The organism is Paenibacillus sp. MMS18-CY102 (assembly GCF_009789195.1).
GTDB lineage: Bacteria > Bacillota > Bacilli > Paenibacillales > Paenibacillaceae > Paenibacillus_T.
Genome location: NZ_WSTC01000009.1, coordinates 63,469 through 80,656, shown reverse-complemented (window position 1 = coordinate 80,656; position 17,188 = coordinate 63,469). Strand labels below are relative to the sequence as shown.

Annotated in this window: 17 protein-coding genes and 1 pseudogene; 5 read left to right on the top strand and 13 right to left on the bottom strand. The window is 46.0% G+C overall.

The window, feature by feature from the left end:
• Positions 1–24: 24 nt before the first annotated feature.
• Together GON22_RS08625 and GON22_RS08620 are read right to left on the bottom strand one after the other, a co-directional pair.
• Positions 25–1,041, bottom strand: coding sequence for an ABC transporter substrate-binding protein (locus GON22_RS08625; RefSeq protein ID WP_160395711.1), 1,017 nt, complete (start codon positions 1,039–1,041; stop codon positions 25–27).
• Positions 1,042–1,273: 232 nt separating this feature from the next.
• On the bottom strand, positions 1,274–2,791 hold the full coding sequence (locus GON22_RS08620) for a carboxypeptidase M32 (protein WP_160395710.1): 1,518 nt from the start codon (positions 2,789–2,791) through the stop codon (positions 1,274–1,276).
• A gap of 111 nt (positions 2,792–2,902) precedes the next feature.
• Between GON22_RS08620 and GON22_RS08615 the strand changes: the two genes are divergently transcribed.
• Both GON22_RS08615 and GON22_RS08610 read left to right on the top strand, forming a co-directional pair.
• Complete coding sequence (locus tag GON22_RS08615; RefSeq protein ID WP_160395709.1) at positions 2,903–3,223, top strand: iron-sulfur cluster biosynthesis family protein; 321 nt, start codon at positions 2,903–2,905, stop codon at positions 3,221–3,223.
• A 68-nt stretch (positions 3,224–3,291) separates the two neighbouring features.
• Positions 3,292–3,867 (top strand): beta-class carbonic anhydrase, encoded by a 576-nt coding sequence (locus GON22_RS08610; RefSeq protein WP_160395708.1) that lies wholly within the window; start codon positions 3,292–3,294, stop codon positions 3,865–3,867.
• Between the two features lie 87 nt (positions 3,868–3,954).
• Here GON22_RS08610 and GON22_RS08605 read toward each other — a convergent pair whose 3' ends face one another.
• Positions 3,955–4,494, bottom strand: a complete 540-nt coding sequence (locus GON22_RS08605; RefSeq protein WP_160395707.1) for a DUF309 domain-containing protein — start codon at positions 4,492–4,494, stop codon at positions 3,955–3,957.
• A 109-nt stretch (positions 4,495–4,603) separates the two neighbouring features.
• Between GON22_RS08605 and GON22_RS08600 the strand changes: the two genes are divergently transcribed.
• Positions 4,604–5,026 (top strand): hypothetical protein, encoded by a 423-nt coding sequence (locus tag GON22_RS08600; protein ID WP_160395706.1) that lies wholly within the window; start codon positions 4,604–4,606, stop codon positions 5,024–5,026.
• Positions 5,027–5,028: 2 nt separating this feature from the next.
• Positions 5,029–5,307: a YxcD family protein gene (locus GON22_RS08595; RefSeq protein WP_160395705.1), complete on the top strand. Its 279-nt coding sequence runs from the start codon at positions 5,029–5,031 to the stop codon at positions 5,305–5,307.
• Between the two features lie 408 nt (positions 5,308–5,715).
• Here GON22_RS08595 and GON22_RS08590 read toward each other — a convergent pair whose 3' ends face one another.
• From GON22_RS08590 to GON22_RS08575, 4 genes are all read right to left on the bottom strand, one after another.
• Positions 5,716–6,477, bottom strand: coding sequence for an SDR family NAD(P)-dependent oxidoreductase (locus GON22_RS08590; RefSeq protein ID WP_160395704.1), 762 nt, complete (start codon positions 6,475–6,477; stop codon positions 5,716–5,718).
• A gap of 1 nt (position 6,478) precedes the next feature.
• A complete protein-coding gene (locus GON22_RS08585) occupies positions 6,479–8,149 on the bottom strand; it encodes an alpha-amylase family glycosyl hydrolase (RefSeq protein ID WP_160395703.1) in 1,671 nt (556 codons plus the stop codon).
• Positions 8,143–9,861 (bottom strand): glycoside hydrolase family 13 protein, encoded by a 1,719-nt coding sequence (locus GON22_RS08580; RefSeq protein WP_160395702.1) that lies wholly within the window; start codon positions 9,859–9,861, stop codon positions 8,143–8,145. The genes GON22_RS08585 and GON22_RS08580 overlap by 7 nt, the downstream gene beginning before the upstream one ends.
• Before the next feature lie 94 nt (positions 9,862–9,955).
• Positions 9,956–10,864, bottom strand: a complete 909-nt coding sequence (locus tag GON22_RS08575; RefSeq protein WP_160395701.1) for an AraC family transcriptional regulator — start codon at positions 10,862–10,864, stop codon at positions 9,956–9,958.
• Between the two features lie 1,023 nt (positions 10,865–11,887).
• On the opposite strand from GON22_RS08575, the pseudogene GON22_RS25990 reads away from it, so the two are divergent.
• Positions 11,888–12,103: pseudogene (locus tag GON22_RS25990) on the top strand (IS30 family transposase); the annotation flags it as partial.
• Here GON22_RS25990 and GON22_RS08560 read toward each other — a convergent pair.
• The 6 genes from GON22_RS08560 to GON22_RS08535 form a co-directional block, all read right to left on the bottom strand.
• On the bottom strand, positions 12,048–12,809 hold the full coding sequence (locus tag GON22_RS08560) for a serine hydrolase domain-containing protein (RefSeq protein ID WP_237179086.1): 762 nt from the start codon (positions 12,807–12,809) through the stop codon (positions 12,048–12,050). The pseudogene GON22_RS25990 and the gene GON22_RS08560 sit on opposite strands and share 56 nt — an antisense overlap.
• Positions 12,810–13,004: 195 nt before the next feature.
• Positions 13,005–13,598: an ankyrin repeat domain-containing protein gene (locus GON22_RS08555; RefSeq protein WP_160395698.1), complete on the bottom strand. Its 594-nt coding sequence runs from the start codon at positions 13,596–13,598 to the stop codon at positions 13,005–13,007.
• Positions 13,599–13,708: 110 nt separating this feature from the next.
• Positions 13,709–14,173, bottom strand: coding sequence for a DUF2269 family protein (locus GON22_RS08550; RefSeq protein WP_160395697.1), 465 nt, complete (start codon positions 14,171–14,173; stop codon positions 13,709–13,711).
• Positions 14,174–14,227: 54 nt separating this feature from the next.
• Complete coding sequence (locus GON22_RS08545) at positions 14,228–14,872, bottom strand: TetR/AcrR family transcriptional regulator (RefSeq protein ID WP_160395696.1); 645 nt, start codon at positions 14,870–14,872, stop codon at positions 14,228–14,230.
• A 144-nt stretch (positions 14,873–15,016) separates the two neighbouring features.
• Complete coding sequence (locus GON22_RS26545; RefSeq protein WP_160395695.1) at positions 15,017–16,096, bottom strand: GrpB family protein; 1,080 nt, start codon at positions 16,094–16,096, stop codon at positions 15,017–15,019.
• A 42-nt stretch (positions 16,097–16,138) separates the two neighbouring features.
• The gene (locus GON22_RS08535) at positions 16,139–17,155 is read right to left on the bottom strand and encodes a phosphotransferase (protein ID WP_160395694.1); all 1,017 of its coding nucleotides are present in this window, start codon (positions 17,153–17,155) and stop codon (positions 16,139–16,141) included.
• Between the last annotated feature and the right edge of the window lie 33 nt (positions 17,156–17,188).

Sequence of the window (17,188 nt, the reverse complement as noted above, 5' to 3'; positions counted from 1 at the left end):
CCTCTCCTTTATCGCTCACCGCAATTATTTAGTAGCGCTGATGGCTCCTTGTGCATACTTCGTGTCGACTAACTTCTCGTACGGCACACGCTCTTTCAGCTCGCCAGCTGTAGACATTACGTCGAGCAGGTTGTTCCATTCCGCCTCATCAACGATTGGATCGGATGCATACGAGCCTTGTTTTTTGTAGCGGTCGATTGCACTAACCGCTATGGTTCTGTCTGTATTTTGGAAATACGGAAGGATGACATCGGCGATCTCGTCTGCCGAATGATCCGCCACCCACAACTGGGCTTGATGAATCGCGTTCGTGAACGATTGCACGGCATCTTTATGCTTGTTGATATAGCTTTGCTTCGCCATAAATACGGTGTATGGCAGATGGCCGCTCTCTACGCCGAACGACGCAACAACGTGGCCCTTGCCTTCTTTCTCAATAATCGAAGCTTGCGGTTCGAACAATTGTACATATTCGCCAGTGCCAGACAAGAATGCCGCAGGAATGTTGGCAAAATCAATATTTTGAATCAAATTCAAATCCTTCTTCGGATCAATGCCATGCTTCTTGAGTGTGAATTCGCCAGCCATCTGCGGCATGCCGCCTTTGCGCTGTCCCAGGAAATCAACACCCTTTAGCGAAGACCAATCAAATGTAGCTATGGGCTTGCGCGCCACGAGGAACGTGCCATCCGTCTGCGTCAGCTGTGCAAAATTAATGACCGGATCGTCCGCACCTTGCTGCGCTACATAGATCGACGTTTCCGAGCCAACCAGCGCTACATCAATCGTGTTCGACAGTAGCGCCGTCATCGTCTTGTCACCGCCTGGCGTCGTCGTCAACTCGACATCTAACCCTTCCGCTTCAAAAAAACCTTTGGCAATCGCTACATACTCCGGCGCATAAAACAGCGATCGTGTTACCTCTCCAATCGTAACCTTCGTCTTGCCGTCACTTGGCTTGCCGCATGAAGCTAGCAGTGCCGCTGCCATTACGATAGCTAGCGCTGCTGCAATCCAGCCCTTCCTTATGCTCCTCGCCATCTCGATCCCTCCGTCATCCGTGCATTCGTTATTTCGTTAACGAACCGGTGCCTATTATTGAGTACTACAACCTATGCATGGGCGAATGCGGAGGTGCATGGCAAGTGAAGGGTATAGTTGAACTTCTTGCCACGCAAAAAAGTGCCCGCAAGTAGACTTGGGGGCACACAGATTTTTCTGCCCTATTCGCGCTCTAACGCGATAGCTGGCCGAATAGGGCACATTTCTGGGCTTACAGTTTATAAATATCTTTATATTTCCGTTCCAAATACGTCACGAGATGCGATGGATCTAGCGGCTTGCCCGTTGCGCCCACGATAATTTCGGAAGGCGTCCGCGCTTTGCCCCATTGGTACACACGCTCGGTCAGCCATTGCTTGATCGGGAGCAAATCTCCGCTGCCTACCAACTGCCAGAAGTTCGGCAGCTCACGCTCCAACGTATCTGCGATTTGCGCCGCGTACATATTGCCGAGCGAATACGAAGGGAAATACCCGAACGCGCCGCCGGACCAATGCACATCCTGCAGCACGCCGTTAGCGTTGCTATCTGGCACGATGCCCAGATACTCACGGTACTTGTCATTCCAGATCGCAGGCAGGTCCGCCGCCTTGGCCCCTTCATTAAAGATCATCTTTTCAATTTCATAACGGATGATAATATGAAGGTTGTAAGTAAGCTCGTCAGCTTCAATCCGGATGAGCGAAGGCGCTACGACGTTCGTCGCACGGTAGAAATCATCCACTGGCACATGGTCCAGCTGCCCTGGGAAGCGGCTCGTCAGATCGCCGTAGTAACGTTCCCAGAACGGGCGGCTTCGCCCGATCACATTTTCCCAGAAACGGGACTGTGATTCATGAATGCCCATCGAGGTTCCCGTTGCAAGCGTCGTACCGATTAAGTCCTGGCGAATGTTTTGCTCATACAGCGCATGGCCGCCTTCATGGATCGTGCCGAACAACGCGCTCGTAACATCATCTTGCAAATAGCGTGTCGTAATCCGCACATCGCCCGGGTTCAGCCCTGTAGCAAAAGGATGTACACTCTCGTCGAGCCTTCCAGCCTCGAAATCGAAGCCCATCTGCCCAAGGACGAACAAGCTGAACGATTTTTGCGCTTCCTTCGCATATTGCTGCTTCAAGAACGATGTATCCGGCTGATGCGGCGACGCCGCGATTGCAGATGCCAATGGAACCAGCTTGTCGCGCAGCCCGCTGAACACCCGGTCCAGCTCATCTACGGTCATGCCAGGCTCATACTGGTCAAGCAACGTGTCATAACGCGTCTCTTTGGCGCCCCATAGATCGATGAACTGGTTCGTGTAATTAATGATTTTATCCAAATAAGGACGGAACTCATCGTAATCGCCCTTCTCCTTCGCTTCTTCCCACGCCGACTCCGATTGCGAAGTTAGCACAACATATTCCTGATAAAGCTGCGGTGGAATGAGAACGCTGCGGTCATAATCCTTGCGCGTCTCCGCAACGAGGCGGCGGTCAATATCGCTTAATTGCCCAATCGCTTCAGGCGCTTCAAGCTGGGCCAACAGCTCGCCCATTTCGTCCGACGTAGATAGCTTAAACATCTCCGTCGATAAGACGCCTATCGCCTCTGAACGGGTGTTGGTTCCTTTACGCGGTGCACCGGTGCGCAAATCCCAGTACAGCACGCCTAGCGCTTCATCATAACTTTTAATTTGCTTAATTTTGTCCTTGAACGTATGTAATGCCTGCTCGCTTTGTGTCGTCATTCGTTCTCTCCACCTTTCATTCAGATCCTTGCTACTTGATCATACTTTTTGAACCACTTATAATCAACTTTAATGCACATAATAGAGATAGATAGAGTGGAGGAAATCCGAATGCATATCACGTTTTCACCATCGGCACAAGCAGCGCTCAAGCCGTATCTTGCGGACGGAAACCGCCAGATTAAACTGTTGTATGATACCGAAGGCTGCGGTTGCGTCGTCAGCGGCGTTCCCGCGTTGCAAATAGTCGAATCCGGCGGGCCCGATGAAGCACTCGGCAACGGCGACCCATTCCCATTTTGGTATGAACCTCGCTTCGAAGTTTTTTTCGAGCCTAAGATGCGAGTCGACTTCGATGAATCGCGCCACGCCTTCAGCTTGAAGAGCGATGGGCAAATTTATACAAACCATATGCGCTTGCTGCAATCGTGATCCCATAATAGCGAACTTTAATTGTACCTTCATATACACATCCCACCCCTTCAGAGGAGGACCTTCACATGAACCAATTAGATCAAATTATTGCGTACAACGAACAATTCGTCCAAGACAAGCAGTACGAGCCCTACAAGACGGATAAATTCCCTAATCGCAAAATGGTAATCGTCACGTGTATGGATACCCGCCTTACGGAGCTCCTCCCTAAAGCGATGAACATTCATAACGGCGATGTCAAAATTATAAAAAATGCCGGCGCTATCGTCACACAGCCTTTTGGCAACATTATGCGCAGCGTGCTCGTCGCTATCTATGAGCTTGGCGCAGATGAAGTAGTCGTCATCGGCCACCATGACTGCGGCATGACAGGCATTAACCCAGAGAAAAGCATTAGCAAAATGGTTGACCGCGGCGTATCCGGCGACACCATCAAGACGCTGAAAAACTCTGGCCTGGACCTGATGCGCTGGCTGCGCGGCTTCGAGAACGTTCACCAGAGCGTTGAGAACTCAGTAAATATTATTCGCAACCATCCTCTGCTTCCGCCGAACACGCCGGTGCACGGGCTGATTGTCCATCCAGAGACTGGCAAGCTTGAAGTGGTAACAGAAGGTTATCAAGCACTCGTAGTCGAGTAAAGAAACCGGAACGAAATTATAGAAGGACACCTTTCCACGCGGCAAGCGCGGTTAGGTGTCCTCTTTTAGTTAATCATGTTGCAAGAGCTAGCCCTGCATTCGCTCGTGCCGCTTCTGCTCCGCCGAAAGCGCCCTAGCGGCTACAACCTCGCTGCGGTCCCTTGTTTTATGGCGTTGGATCACGGACTCATCTGCCTCTGTGCTCGGCATTCCCCATGTCCATCCATTCGTCCTGCATTGCTGCAAGCAAGCTTCCTTAAGCTCAGCATCACGAATCTGCAACGTCATGTCTATATAGCTGTATGTATGATCCCGTTCCAGCAGATCCCTGCGCTCCGTTAACTCTCTTAATAACGCGCCTCCATCAAGCCCAAGCTGCTCTAGCTTGTCCTCGTGAAGCCGAATGAGCGCTTGCGTCCACATCTTCAGTGCGCCTGCCCAGTTGCCTCTGCGATGATGGTACAAGCCTACCGCCAGCTGAATAAGGCCGTGCCAAGTATCGGTTAACGGCTCATTCGGATGCTCTTTCCAATACTCTTCCAGCAGCTCGTGGCACTCAAAAAAATCGCGTGTTGCATGAAATTCGGACAAATAGGATATATATGATAGCGGATAACGTTTTTCCATCTACTGCAGCATCCCCCGATCTTCATATTTTTGAAACCAACGTTCATTGTAGCCGTAATAGGGTTAGAGTGCAACGAGAGCCTAACAACGGCAACTGGAGGAGATTAATTTGTTCAAAAAAGCACTAGCTTTATTCATGGTTTTCACTCTGCTCTTCGTAGTGGTGACGGAAACGGCCGACGCAAAGCCGCGGAGATCCGTAAAATCTCCTAAGCAAGGTTATACCCAAACACCGAAGAAAGACACCAATAACGTAAGCCAGTCGAATCCTGGCAACAAATCAGGTTCGGCAGCCAATACGACCGCCAAACGAGGATTTTTCAGCGGAGGCAGCTTTATGAAAGGCCTCATGATTGGCGGGCTTGCTGGATTGTTGTTCGGCGGCATTTTCTCCAACATGGGATTTTTCGGCAACCTAATCGGTTTGCTCATTAACGTATTTGCGATTTTCGCTTTGTTCGCACTAGTCCGAGCTGCTATTCAGTACTTCCGACGAAACCGAAACAACCATGACAATCGGAGACGTTACTAATTATGCGACTCCTTACTGATGAGATCATTAATGCCGTCTGTTTGCACATCGGAAGCCGGAAGGGCGTCTCCCCTACCGAGGTCGAAGTGCAGCTGTCGTGGGATGAGGAGTATGGCTTCACTGCAGAAGTTTGGGTACAAGGCCGCAGCCAATATCTCGTAGAAGCCAACCTGCTTGAGGCGATCGAGCGTTACATGCTGGAGCAGTACGATACACGTGTATATCGCTCCCAGATTACGCTTGATGCCGATGAAGAGTTTTGGGCCGACATCACGATTTGATGAAGATGGCAAGATGATCACAGAACAACCCCCGAAGCGAATCCGCTACTGCGTAGCAGGACGCTTCGGGGGTTGTTTGTGTATCCATGAGGTTATCTATTTCTAACGGACCGAGGAGCCCTTATTTGACCAAAATCGGGCACTTTTTTGCTCTAACGGACCTGCCAGCCCTTATTTAGCTAAAAAGACTACCGTGAGGCAGAAAATTGGCTAAATAAGGGCCATGGAGTCCGTTACATTTGTAATCGACGCATATGGAGGGGCCATAACGGCTGTACGGTCCGTTAAAAAAGCCCTGTCTCAACATCGGGCTTTGGGGACTGTGCCTTCGTTGCTTCTAGTTCCCACACTTCTATGATTTGTGAGCATTATGCTGATTGCAGAGTACGTTGATTCAGCGCTAGTCTTTTACTGCGCCGTCCAGCCTCCGTCAACCATTAACGTAACGCCCGTTACCATATCACTTGCTGGTGAAGCAAGATAAATGACAGCACCTGCGACATCACTAATCTCAGCCAAACGCCGGTTAGGAATTCTTGCCAGAACCCCTTCTAAATAAGCGGGATTATCCAGGCGCTCTGAATTGCCCGGCGTATAAGTAAAGGTTGGCCCGACTGCGTTCACATTCACGCCCTTGGAAGACCATTCCAATGCGAGAACGCGCGTCAATTGATTTACCCCGCCCTTGGAGGTGCAATAGACAGCGTGGTCTACGATGCCAACGACACTAGCCTGTGAGCTCATATTGACGATCTTGCCATATCCCTGCGCAAGCATAATCTTTCCTGCTGATTGGCAACAGAAAAACAACCCCTTGAGATTCACATCCATCATGTTGTCCCAATCTTCTTCTGTCACATCGACTGCTGGATGATTATTGCCCAGTCCAGCATTGTTAACCAAAATATCCAATCTTCCAAAATGAAGATTCACCTGATTGATGACCGAATCAATCTCTTGCACATTCCGAACATCTAGTACAAAAGCAGCAGCTACGCCTCCGCCAGCCCGGATCTCAGAAACTAATAATTCTAGTTCTTCCCGGTTTCTTGCTGCAACTGCAACCTTCGCACCAGCGTGAGCCAACGCTTTTGCAAGCCCATGCCCGATCCCTTTGCTAGCTCCCGTGATCATGGCAACCTTGCCTGTCAAATCAAATTGGGGGTACATCCTAGAGGTCCCCCTCATTCATGCATTTACTCACTTTATATATGATTGTTTCACAGCGATCCACCCGTAATGCTGAACCATCTTCCTCCGTGTGAAGATCATCACTTCCTGTACGATAGAGCAGATTCTGCCCATTTTTGATAAACTCGCTTGCCACCGTTTCATGATCAAACTGAACGTTCACAGGCTCCTCTGACAAATTAACGATAACCAAAAACTTGACGCCTTCATGCTGCCTTACGTAGGACAACACCCTATTTTCCGAGCTTTGAACGAACGTTAATTCGCCCGCCCAGAATGCCGGTTCATTGGTTCGAAGGCGGATCAGGAATTTATAGTGCTCAAACATCCTTGCATCAAACGAATCCCAGTTGAGTTTGTATTCATCGAAAAGGGATGTCCATGTTTCCCACGTATTCTCATTAAACTCCTGTCCCATCATGACGAGGGGAACGCCTTCTAGCGTCAGCAAGATTGAAGCAGCAGGCCCTGCATGCTCCGCGCCTAGATGCTCACAGATTCTCGTCTGTTCTTTGTCCTCAAGCCAATTCATCCTGAGCGCATTTTTCGGGAAGCTGTACTTGCAAGAGTTATAAATCGTTATAAAATCGGCCTGCGTAATCGTTCCGTCAATTAGTTGGCCAATAAGAATGCGAGGATTTCCGTTATAGGTCAAATCACAGGATTCAAGATGATGGTATTCATCGTATGACTGAGAGATCAAGATGAGATCAGATTTTACTTCCCGCAGCGCCTGCTTGATCTCAACGAGGAAATCATAAGGCGTAATATCCGAATCATCCAATCGAATGCCGTCAAAATCAAACTCGGCAATCCAATATTTCATCGCCTCAATGACATAGTTCCTCATCCCACGGCTGCTAAATTCTAACCCGGCAAAGTATTCACGGTTAGGCACATCATAGTAGATCTCGCCTTGTTCATTATGCGTAAAATAATCCGGATGGCTGCCTGTCAGAATATGATCCACACTCGCGCGGTTCAACACCCAATCCAGAATAACTTTGATCCCCTTCTCATGAGCTTTACGCATAAAGAACAGTAAATCTTCTTTCGTTCCGAATTGTGGATCGATCGAATAAAAATCTTTTACCGCATAGGGATCACCGTATTTGCCAATTCTGCGTTCATGCCCTACTTCGTTGAATGGCATCAGCCACAATGTATTGATACCCAATTCTTCAAAATAGTCCAGCTTATCGGCCAATCCAAGGAAACCGATTTCTCCAAAAGCACGAAGATGCAGCTCATAAATGACTGATTTACTAAGCCATTCTGGACTAGCAAGAGCAGTGAAGTTCTCATACATATATCCAGGGTGTTCTTTTGAAATTTCATTTGTTCGAATCAGCACTTCGCCATCTTCCGTTACGGTAATGGACGAGTTATTTTGCGCATCCTCGGATATGCTCGGGTTCGACGGGTCTACAATCCACGCTTCCCCATTCACCACAAACTTGTAGAGATGCCGTCCCTTGAGAATAGGCAATTCGATCTCCCAGCCTATCCCATCTTCCATCCTGTTCATGTAATGCCTATCGCCGTTCCAATTATTAAAGGTCCCTGCTAGAGCAACACTATCAACAGGAGCATCCGTATAATAAACAAATCGCACACCGTTTGATCCTTTTGTTGGAAATTTAGTTAGCATGGTGTGGCCTCCCTTATATAAATTCTGGACTCATAGGGTCCAAGACGATCCTCAACCAACGTTTCATTCGTATTGCGATCTACATTGGATAACAGTAATCGCATCGATTTGCCAGCTAGAGCCTCAGTGAGGTCCAATTGTGCTGAAGTGGCCGAGAAATTCATGACAACGGCCAATTGTTCATTCCCCAAAGTCCTTGTAAAGGCTAGTATGGATGGATGTTCAAGGAGCATAGCCTCATATTTGCCGTAAACTGCAACAAGATATTGTTTGCGAAGCGCAATTAATTGCTTGTAATAGTTCAATATAGAGTTTGGATCTTGCTCAGCAGACTCTACATTAATCCAGCTCGCATTCGGATTAGCTGAAATCCATGGCGTTCCGGTTGTAAATCCGCCATGTGCATCGCCATTCCATTGCATAGGCGTTCGGGCGTTGTCTCTGCTTGTTTGATGAATGGCCCCCATGATTCGATTCTCCGCCCAGCCTTCCCTCTGTGCCTGGCGATAAAAATAATGGGTAACGCTATCCCGATAATCATCAATCGAAGGCAACTGTATATTCGTCATGCCGATTTCTTCCCCTTGGTAAATATACGGGGTGCCTTCCAACATAAACATCAGCGTTGCCAGTAGCTTGGCTGACTCTATACGGTATTCTTGATCATTGCCGAATCGAGAAACAGCCCGCGGCTGGTCATGATTGCTCCAAAAATTCGCATTCCAACCTTTGCCGTGAAGCTTCGTTTGCCATTGGTTTAAAATTCCTTTGAGCTGAGACAATGGCCAAGGATTCTTCTCCCAGCTTGCGATGCCTTCACCGTTATTGTCCATGCTTATATGCTCAAAGTGAAACACCATATTCAGCTCGTCCCGCTTCTCATCCACATACAACAAAGCTTCTTCTGGACTCGTATTCGCAGCTTCCCCAACCGTCATGATGTCATAATCGCTGAACACTTTCCGATTGAGATGTTGAATATGATCGTGCACTTTAGGCAGATTGGAGAAAAAATGATGCGCGGTTACGTTCTTCTCATGGGCTGGCGCTTCAACATCCGGGAACCCTTCCAGCTTGACAATATGGTTGATCGCATCGATACGGAATCCATCTAAGCCTTTATCCAGCCACCAGCGCACCATTTGATGAAGCTCCTCAATTAAAAGCGGATTTTCCCAATTCAAGTCCGGTTGCTTCTTGTTGAAAATATGCAGATAATACTCCTTCGATTGTTCATCAAACTCCCATGCAGAACCGCCGAAAAATGATCCCCAGTTCGATGGAGGCTCATTTTTTTCTTTTCCTTCTCTCCAAATATAATAATCCCGTTTAGGGCTGTCTTGGGATGCCCGGGCTTCGACGAACCATGGATGCTCGTCTGACGTATGGTTTAAGACAAGATCGGCGATAACCTTGATTCCCTTGCGATGGGCTTCCGCCAACAATTGTTCAAAGTCCTCCATCGTTCCGAATTCCTCAGACACCGCATAATAATCGCTAATATCATATCCATTATCATCGTTTGGCGATTTGTAGAAGGGACAGATCCAAATCACGTCGATGCCCAAATCGCGCAGATAATCAAGTTTCGAAGTAATCCCCTTCAGGTCTCCAATGCCATCCCCGTTAGTATCCATGAAACTTCTCGGGTAAATTTGATATACGACGCTTTCTTTCCACCATTTTCTGTTATAAACTGCTTCTTGCACCATAGGAAGTCACCTCGAAGATTGTTATTTCATCTCTTCGTCTATCGTAACTTCACAGAAACCGATTTCCAATATCCGATACCGCTCCATTATGATGCTATTCTGTTGTCATCATCCGAGACCCGCCTTCAATCGTTACATTAGCTCTGGCGACGATAGCGTCTTTAAAGCTTTTAGGGGAACATTGATGGACGCGATTAAACAGCTTGTAGAAGTGCGATAAGTTCGGCAGGCCGACTTGCTCAGCAATTTGGGCAATACTGAGGTCCTCCGTCAGAAGCAGCCGTTCTGCATGTTTGATTCTGCGATGGATGACATAATCAGTGAACGTCATGCCCATCGTCTGTTTAAAATATTTAAGGAAATAAGTATAGCTAAAATTGACGAGGAAACACGCCTGCTCGACCGTTATTTTATCGGACAAATTCGCTTCCACATACTCGAAAACTAACTTTAACTTGGCATAGTTCATCGATAGGTTATGTTCAAACAGCCCTTTATGGTCATAACGTATCAATAAAAAGATACATTTTTTCACCAAATAGTTAATCGCCAGCTCATAGCCTCTCTGCATCTGTTCATGTTCCTGTTGCAATTCGATTACTGTGCTGTAGAACTGTTGCCGCAATTCCAAATTCTCTTTAAACAATATGTTTAACTTGGCTAGCGGCAGCAAAGATTCCTGAAACAAGTGAAGGAACGGAAGCATGTTGGAATCGATGAATGCCTCCAGCTCGAATTGGAGCACAACATAATCAACCACTTCGTTTGGTTTTCTCAGATCGAGATGGGGTTGGCATGATCCCAGAAGCAAGACATCTCCCGCTCGCAAGTGATAAACTTCAGCTGGCGTGTGAATTTCCATCGTTCCGGACCGTACAGCAATAATCTCTACCTGTGGATGGAAATGCCACCCATGTTGGCATATGGCCTTACTATGAAAGCTACGTACTTGAATGCGAAGCAGAGGGTCGTTGTAGAGAATGGGTTCTTTAATTAAATCCATAAGATTAATTCCTCTCGGGCAGGATTAGTTCGCAGGTTAACTAGTTTACCTTTTAGTTTAATCCTAACTTTTTGCCCCGGCAACCTCTACGCTGACTGCTCAGGGCCCCTGATGTGCTATAGGTAAATGATCGAAACTGTCTAAATCTGCATCCACTTATTTTCTAATCTACAATTGTGATAATAAAAACAGGTCAATCATGGCAGTATCTGACCACAATCGACCAGTTCTCTAATTCAGGATAATTACAAATTATCTAAGTCATAAGGAACCGTCGACACAAATCTATCATACCAACCACTTAGTGGTATATATTTTACATTCTGTATCTCTAATTCCTGTGGTCTAAGAATGAAAAAACCTGCTCTTTCAAAGTTTCTGATTAAAGGTCGCTATACATTTAAATACTCAGAATATCTCGAATTTTCATTAACATATTTCGATAATTGTACAAAGAATTCAAATATTTTTTTATATACGACGGATTGTAATATGAAGTGCGACACATAAAAATGACCCATGGCTGATTCGTGTGTAGAATGAAGTTACCACACAACCCCTACACAGGAATCAGCCATGAGCTATAAGCATTTACCACAAGAGAACGAAGTCAGCTAGAATTGCTACATCGAATGGGATGGACCGATTGGGCAATTGCTCGCAAAATTGGTCATCACCATTCCAGTGTATCGCGTGAGTTACAGCGTCAAGGCAACCAAGAATCTTACTGCGCTGAGAAGGCTCAGGAGGACTAGATAAAGAAACGAAAGCATTGCAAACGTTATGAGAAATGGAATGCTGCCCGGCAGCAGTATATCACGGCAAAACTGACAGAAACCTGGTCTCCGGAACAGATAGAAGGCAGGATGAAACAAGAAGAATCCGATCTTCGGGTATCTTTTAAAACGATCTACCGTTGGATCTATCAGGGTTTGCTGGTTAAAGGCAATACGGCATTTCTAAGGCACAAGGGGAAGCGGCCGCTTCAATATTGGGCTATCGATTCATCAGCGTCCTAAAGAAGTGCGTAAAAGAGAAACGTTCGGCCATTGGGAGTTGGATACCATGGTTTCTAGCCGTGGAAAGAGCAAGGCATGTGTATCTACGTTTGCTGAACGTAAAACAAGATTCTACCATTCCGTTAAGATGATTGATCGTACAGCAGCTTCTATGGAAGAGGCTTTCAAGCAGACAGTAACCTCCCTCTCAACACGCGCTTTCTTAACAGCGACTGTTGATCGTGGCAAGGAGTTCGCTTGTCATGAACGTATAACCGCTGACACATTAGATACGTATCTTCCATGCCCAATGGCTCAAATATTCGCTCGTTTAAAATGTCTGCATAACGCTTCTCCTCGATCGCTTCCAAAATCAGTCCTAGCAAAATATATCCCGTATTTGAATAATAAAACTGCTGTCCCGGTTTTCCAATAGCACTCTGATTGTCTCTAGTAAAAGCAATTAATGATTGCGGGCTGAATGCGTGCTCTGGCTCTGATGCCATGATCTCGATGATCGTTTTCCCCTTGTTCACTGGGCCTTCAAAATAATCGCCAACTCCGGATGTATGGCTTAGCAACTGCCCTATGGTTACCTGATCGCAATAAACTGTGCCATCTATCACAAACAAACCCTTAAGCATATCGGGCGCTAACCAAGTACTGATTTTGTCGCCATAGCTGATTTTGCCTTCATCTACTAGCATGCCAAAGACCGTAGCGCACATTGTTTTGCCCACGCTGGCTGCATGATAGGGGCTATCGACTTGAACAGGCTGTTCGGAAGCCCGATGGGCCGTACCGACTGCAAACTGTTGCAAATCGCCTGTTCGGTTATCGTAAATCGTCAGCAATGCACTCGATAGTGAATCATTGTTTTCGACGATTTCTTGGAGGTGTTTTTCAATTTTCTTGTTAACAAGCTCTTTTGATATCGGCCGATTCATATAGGCTAACACGCCAAATCCGATTCCAGCTAAGAGGAAAACACCAACCATTATTCGAGTCGCTAATTTCATAAAAACCACCTTTCGCTTCATGTATTTTCATACATTAATCTACTCGGTGGCATAGGGGTTAGAAACGTTATCAGGCTAAGCGGCCAAATTTCGAGGTTAAGGTGGCTTTAAGAGGAGGCCAAATTACTTTGCGCCGGCATTGGCTAGGATGCGTTCGATCTCAGCAAAACCATTCCTCCGAGCATGCTGCAGCGAAGTGACGCCTTCTCGGTCGGCTATGTTGATATCTGCTCCATGATCAATGAGCAGCTGTGCGATCTGTTGGTGGCGAGTGCCGCCATTGCCCAGAATAGCAACCTCAAGCAGTGCAGTCCAACCTAAGTTATTGATGTGGTCTATGTTTACATCCGTCGTTGTTAGCAACACTTTTACATTTTCTACATGGCCCTTCTCCGCTGCCGGGATGAGCGCAGACCCACCATATCGATTGGTTATCGTTGTATCGGCTCCCGCTTCAATAAGAAGCTTGAGAATGTCCAGGCGCCCCTCAGCTCCGGCATAAAGAAATGGATTATCTTTTATATTGTCTTGCAGGTTAATATCCGCTCCGGCATCAATGAGAATTTGGACAATGTCCGGTTTATTCGCATGGGTTGCTGCCAATATGGCCGTTCTTCCCCTGTTATCCTGTACATTTAGTTTAGCTCCTGCTTCCAGCAGCTGTATGAGTTTATTCGTATCTCCGCGCTCTGCAGCAGCAATTAGTTCGAATCCCATTTTCTCCACACCCCAATCTATTCCGATTCTGCTTGAACCAAGCTCTCGTTCATTATAACAAATGGCTGCCACAATTGATGGCAGCCATACTAATGTATCTTTAATTTTTCTTACAAGGTTGGCTTCCAAACCATCAATATCATTGAAGCGATCGGCGTTAAGGTCGCTAATACGCCATAAAAGTTCCAAGTGCGTGATGCACGGCTAAACGCTTTCGTCATCACATTTTGCTCATAGGAGAGCTTGCCTTCCCTTATCATTCTGCTCTGTAACGGAAGCAGCGCGAACAGCCATATTACGCCAGACAAAATAAACAGACCATAGGAAATCCCCAGCCAGCTCCATGCAAATACCGAATAGCCCGCTCTGCCGGCAAGAAGATGTCCCGTTCCAAGAATCATGACGATGGCAGGCAACGTGAAAATGTAGTCCAAAATCATAATGTTTTTCACCGTTTGAAGCTTCAGTGACAGGTCATTGCTGTAATCTGCCCGAAGCTTCCAGAACGTCACGGTAAAAGCATTTCCCAATAATAAAATAACGCCTAACACATGAAAGAATAGTAATGTGCCCATGACTCATGTCCCCTTTTAAATATAATGAACGGTGTTCACTTAATTTGAAAAAAATTATGGCCGCAAGGCCATATAAAGCATTTCTTTGGTCTCAGCAACAAGCTTTGCCGATCGTTCAGGCGTAAACATAGGCATTTGGATCGACAGTGCCACAACGCCATGCAAAGCAGCCCAAAGCATATCACTATACACATAAGGGTCTCCCGCTTTGATGGCATCATTGTTTTGCGCATATTTGACCGAATCGAACAATACTTGAAAAGCTTCCAGGCGAGGCGTTTCTTCCCCTTGCTTCGCTTGAATTAAGTAATCGATTCGCCACATAAACATTAATTGATAATAAATTGAATGCGTGAGCCCGAATTGAATATAGGCTTCTCCAATCCGGTTAAGACGTTCCCACGGATTGTTTGTGCTGCTCGCGGCTTGCGCCAATTCCATTCGAAAGAGAGTAAAAGCATCGTCCACAACACTGAACAGCAAATGATCCTTATCGTGATAATAGATATATAAGGTAGCTGGGGAATACCCGAGCTTCTCCGCCAGTTTCCGCATCGAGAAGGCGCTGTAACCTTGTTCGATAAACAACTCGCTGGCCGTTTTCAAGATGAGCTCCTTAAGCTGCTCCTTCTGTTCCCCCCTCCTTCGGCGTCCGAATTGTCTAGTAGATAGGTTGGTTGGGTCCGTTGGTTGGGTCATTGCGCCTCCATTTAATGAACGGTGTTTATTAAAAATTAGCATAAACTTATCCATTTTTCAATAAGGGATAAGCTCAATTTACTGGCTATTCAGGTGCTACATCTTTGCGAATAGCCAACCTACTTGCATCATGCCTCTTCCTGCCTAAAGGCTGTGAAGCCAGCGATGTTCGGAATAACAGATTTTAATAGCATCCTTTAGCCACAGCTTGTCCTGCTTTTCAAGATGCATATAAACAGTTTGGAAATCTTGCTCATCCTTCGCCCTTGGTTCCTTTGATTTGTATAGCAGAACGAGAGCAGGATTAAGATACGGAATCCCATTATAGAAATAAATGATCTCGGAAAGCGGCCGCTTCACTCTGCCATCTCTACGGTATACCCATTCATCAGCTACAGAATCATTCAACAGAATTTCTAACTTGGCATTCGCATTCGCTGCGTAGGCTTCATGGATCGGCAATTCAAGCTTTTCATTAATCAGCCATGGTTCGATCTGTCCATTACGAACTTTTTGAAACGAATAGCCGCTCAAATAATGTTGTAAATCGGCCTGGTCTTCCCGCAGGATTATTATTTCAATGTCAGCGTGTTTTCTTGTTACGTGCCCAAGAAACAGGTCAATTGCCCAACCGCCTGCGATACACCATGGCTTATCATAATTGTTCATTAATGAAGCCAGGCTATGGCATTCTTGAAATGAATTAATATGCAATTGCTCGTTCTTTGCTTTCGCAATCACATCAACGATGAATGGATGTTTCGCGTTCGAATAGGCTGTTCTGTCATTTCGGTATTGTTCTGATAAGCCTTTTTTCAATTGGGAGTAACTCTCCAGCACATCAGCATGTGCCCTCAAATAATTTCGGAACAAAATTTGATTATGCCATTGTTCACTTCCATATTGATAAACATGCAGATGATGCGTTCCCGCTCGCCACTCGCCTCTACGAAAAAACCTTCTCTCCGGAAATTCATCATGATACACATGCTCATATCCGATTGTTTTCAGAGGCTCAATAAACCGTTCGACATTTTTTAAATCTGATACTCCAACCATAAAATCGATAACAGGCTTAGCCGCTAACCCCTTAATGGAAGTGCTTCCGATATGTTCAATAGCGATGGCTGTATCGCCTAACAATTGCTTGATCGCCTTCGCTTCTTCTTCATACATTAATCCCCAATTATTATTATAGTCTTCAATTTCTATTGCTTTATCCATAGGTTCCGTCCCCCAAGTATCGTTGCCGATATCCCTCTCAGCTCAAGCATCGCTCTCATTTAACCATTGCTCTATTTCCGTGATCCTATCCGCGTATTGAACTAATGCATCTAATGTGCCTATAACTTGAGAAGTCCCCACTTTCTGGTCTTCTATGTCCGTACATTCAATTCCCAATGAACGTTTCAAGCTATATTCAAGCCAGTCTAATTTGCCTAAAAACCCATTTGCTAAAACTATTCTCCAATTTGCACGAAGTGTTCCATATTTAGATTTATAACCTGAGATGAATGCCATGAATTTTTCCTTATCAATGTTCCCACTATCATCAGACGACCAATAAATAGCTGTTTCTGTCAAGTCTTGCATAGGATTTATGTACCCAGCTGACTCCCAATCAATAAGAATAGGATTGCCTTGTTTCCACATCACATTTTTCGGCTCCAAATCCCTATGGCTTATAACCATGTCTGATTCAAGTTGTATGGCCGAACTGATTGCTATCGCATTCCAATCTTCAAGCTGATCAAGATGTTGTTGCAGTTGGCTTAGCCAAACCGAATGATGTTGTTTTCCTTTTTTCAAATAAAAATTCCAGTCAGTTAGCGACGAACGGCTTGCACCCTCTTTAGCCAAACCTAACCCAGCAAAATCAGCGCGATGGATATCCGCAAGCATTCTGCCCATTTTCTCACAGTTAATAATATCCAACTCATCAGATTTCAAGCTTACACCCTCTATCCAATCGAATATTAGATAGAATTGATTAGCTATATTGTGCATGAAAATGCCATTAAACGCTTTGGCTGCCAATGCAGGCACATGCCTTGAAGCAACATTAGCAATTTTTTCAGAGTTCAAATAGTTTTGCAACGCCGTCTGCCTAAGCATAATTTGAGGATTTAATGCTTTAATGGCATACTTGCCTTTCTTGGTTTGGACGGCATACATTTTGTGCATAAGCCCGCCCGATACCGCTTCTGGCACCGCAGTTATTTCACCAAGCTGCAAGTTATTGCACAATATCTCAAATTGCAAATTATACGCTGTTTCGGCCATCTTCCTATTCCTCGTTTCAAGTAGCGTAGAATC